We start from the raw sequence: 2,731 nt of genomic DNA, 5'->3' as shown, positions 1-2,731 counted from the left end.
GGCCGGTCGCCGCGTCGGAGGAGCCCGCCGACGAGCTGACCGACGAGGCCGAACCCGCGTGGGTGGACGAGGTGTTCACCGGGTCGGAGGCCTCGCGTCCGCCGCTCACCGTGATCGACGGCGGCTCCGCCGAGCCCGCCCCGGCCCAGGATCCCACCCCGCTCGCCCTGGTGGCCCCCGCCAGTCCGGAACCGAAGCCGAACCCTGAACCGAAGCCGAAGCCGGATTCGAAGCCCGAGCCGGAGCCGGAGCCACAGCCGCAGCCCGCGCCCCCGCGCGGTCTTCTCGGGGTCGCCGACGGCCTGTTCGCCGCCGTGCTGGCGGCCCGCGCGGAGCTGTTGGTGCCGGCCGGGCGGACGCCGGAGTTCCTCGCGCCGTACCCGGTGTCGACGCTGGGGGAGCCGGAGTTGGCGGAGTTGCTGCACCGGCTGGGCGTGGAAACGGTGGGGGCGTTCGCGGAGTTGGCCGCGGACGTGGTGGCGAACCGGTTCGGCCCGACCGGGAGCGCCGCGCACCGGCAGGCCCGCGGGCTGGACCCGCGTCCGCTGGCCCCCAAGGACCAGGGGCTCGATCTCGCGGTGGAGCAACTCTTCGATCCGCCGGAGGAGTTGGCGGAGCCGCTGGTGTTCGTCGGCCGCACCCTCGCGGAGCGGCTGCACGCCCGGCTGGCCGAGGTCGGGCTGGCCTGCCAGCGGGTGGCGGTGGAGGTGTCCTGCGCGGGCGGCCGCACCGTCTCCAGGCTGTGGCAGCACGAGGGGAGGCTGACGGCGGCCGCCCTCGCCGAGCGGATCCGCTGGCAGTTGAACGCCTGGCAGTCCACCGGCACGTTCACCGACGCGGACGGCGCGTTCACCGCGCTGCGCCTCGTCCCGGACGGCCTGTTCCCGGACCGGGGGCGGCAGTTGGCGCTGTGGGGCGAGGCGGTCGCGGAGGACCGGGTGGAGCGGGCGGTGGCCCGGGTGCAGTCGCTGCTGGGCTACGCGGGGCTGCGGCGCGGCGCCCCCGAGGGCGGCCGGGCCCCCGGCGAGCAGCAGGCGCGACTGCCCTGGGACGAGGCCGAACTCCGTGGGGAGAAAACGGCGGACGGTCCCTGGCCGGGCCGGCTCACCGACCCGTCGCCGTCCGTGGTGCCGCCGGACCCGGTGCCGGTGCTGGTGCTGGACCGCGACGGGCAGCCCGTCGCGGTGGACGGCCGGGCCGAGGTGTCCGCCCCGCCGGACCGGGTCGAACTGCACGGCCGCACCCTCGAAGTGCTCGGCTGGACCGGCCCGTGGCCGGCCGTCGAACGCTGGTGGGACCCGGGCACCGCCCGCCGCCGGGCCAGGTTCCAGGTCGCGGTGGAGGGCGGCCGCGCCCTGCTGCTCACCGTGGAGGGCGGCCGCTGGTACGTCGAAGGAGCCTATGACTAGCGCAAGTCGACAGCGAAGCAAGCGCGTTGCCCGGGGGGAGCAGCCGGAACCACCACCCGAGACCGGAGCACCACCCGCGATGGGATTCACCAGCCACCCCTCGCTCCCCTGGACGGAGCTGCAGCGCCGGATGACCGGTGCGGGCGCCGCCGTCCCGCCCGCCCCCGAGGAGCCCGAACGCCCCAGGCCCGCGCCGCCGAAGGACGCCGTCCCGTGGGCCGAACTGCACGTCCACTCGGCGTTCAGCTTCCTCGACGGTGCCAGCGACCCGGAGCAACTGCTCGACGAGGCAGCCGCGTTGGGCATCGAGACGGTGGCGATCACCGACCACGACGGGTTCTACGGGGCGGTCCGGCTGGCCGAGGCCGCCAAGGGCACCGGCATCCGCACCGTGTTCGGCGCCGAACTCACCCTCGGCCCGGACGACCACCTGCTGGTGCTGGCTCGCGACCCGGAGGGCTACCGGCGGCTGTCCGCCGCGATCAGCGCCGCCCAGCTGCGCGGCGGCGCCAAGAACAACCCGCGCTACGCGTTCGACGAACTCGCCGACGCCCACCACGGCCACTGGGCGGTGCTCTCCGGCTGCCGCCGCGGCCGGGTCCGGCACGCCCTGGAGACCGCCGGCGAGGACGCCGCCGAACAGCAACTCCGCACCCTCACCGAGGCGTTCGGGCCGCAGAACGTGTACGTCGAGCTGACCGACCACCGGCTGCCCGGCGACGACCTGCGCAACGACCGGCTCGCCACGCTGGCCGCCCGCACCGCGCTTGTGCTGGTCGCCACCAACAACGTCCACCACGCCGCGCCCGCGCAGGGCCGGCTTGCCCAGACCTTGGCCGCGCTGCACGAACGCCGCACCCTGGAACAGGCCGCCCCGTACACCATGGCCGCCGGCACCGCGCACCTGCGCTCCGGCCGCGAGATGGCGAACCGGCTGCGCAGGTTCCCCGGCGTCCAGCAGGCCACCGTCGACCTCGCCCGGGCCTGCGCCTTCGACTTCGCCACCCTCGACCCGCAACTGCCCGGCTACCCCGTCCCCGACGGCCACACCGAGAGCAGCCACCTGCGCGCCCTGGTCGCCGAGGCCGGACCGCGGCGCTTCGGCCCCGACAACGACCGGGCCCGCCGCCAACTCGCCCGCGAGCTCGACGTGATCGAGACCCGCGACCTCGCCGGGTACTTCCTGATCGTCCACGACATCGTCGACTTCTGCCGCCGCGAGAACATCTGGTGCCAGGGCCGCGGCTCCGCCGCCAACTCCGCGGTCTGCTACGCCCTCGGCATCACCGCCGTCGACCCCGTCGCCTACGGCCTGCTGTTCG

2 protein-coding genes are annotated in these 2,731 nt (G+C 75.6%); both read left to right on the top strand.

The features are described from left to right. A partial coding sequence (locus IEZ12_RS06620; protein ID WP_189271209.1) for a DNA polymerase Y subunit UmuC family protein occupies positions 1-1,409 on the top strand: 1,409 nt, incomplete at its 5' end. A gap of 79 nt (positions 1,410-1,488) precedes the next feature. Next, on the top strand, positions 1,489-2,731 hold a 1,243-nt coding region (locus IEZ12_RS37850; RefSeq protein WP_229847299.1), incomplete at its 3' end, for a PHP domain-containing protein.

This window comes from Kitasatospora griseola, assembly GCF_014648555.1.
Taxonomy (GTDB): Bacteria; Actinomycetota; Actinomycetes; order Streptomycetales; family Streptomycetaceae; genus Kitasatospora; species Kitasatospora griseola.
Note: the sequence above shows the minus strand (reverse complement) of the source record. Positions and strands in the feature narration are given on the sequence as shown.